The following is a 410-nucleotide window of genomic DNA, read 5'->3' as shown; positions in this document are numbered from 1 at the left end:
CACACCGTGGTGCTGCCGGTGAAGCTCACCTGCTGGATCGGGTTCCGGTTGTTGGCCGGTGTATCGAGGTACTTGAAGTCCTGGATCGTGATCGAGTCGCTGGTGCCCTTGATCGCCAGCACCAGGTCGGCGCCCACGAAGGAGGCCTGGATGTCAGTGGGCAGCACACCCGCCTTGAAGATCAGCTTCTCCGAACGGGTTGGTCGTGTGTCGGTGCTCCGGGCAATGAGGTCCTTGCCTTCGCCGCGGCCGAAGTAGTAGGTGTCATCGCCCCCACCGCCCGCCATCGTGTCGTTGCCAGCGCTGCCTGAGAAGATGTCGTTCAGGCTCGTGCCGACCAGGCTGTCCGCGCCTGCGGTGCCCCGCAGCGCCTCGGTGACCATCTGGGTGGTGTTCCACACCGTGGTGCT

General features: G+C 64.6%; 1 protein-coding gene. It reads right to left on the bottom strand.

The window, feature by feature from the left end; translation table 11 throughout:
* The coding region (locus HZU84_RS20120) for a calcium-binding protein (protein ID WP_310734061.1) at nucleotides 1–383 on the bottom strand (383 nt) is incomplete at its 3' end.
* Between the last annotated feature and the right edge of the window lie 27 nt (nucleotides 384–410).

This window comes from Sphaerotilus sulfidivorans, assembly GCF_013426975.1.
Lineage (GTDB): Bacteria > Pseudomonadota > Gammaproteobacteria > Burkholderiales > Burkholderiaceae_C > Sphaerotilus > Sphaerotilus sulfidivorans.
Note: the sequence above shows the minus strand (reverse complement) of the source record. Positions and strands in the feature narration are given on the sequence as shown.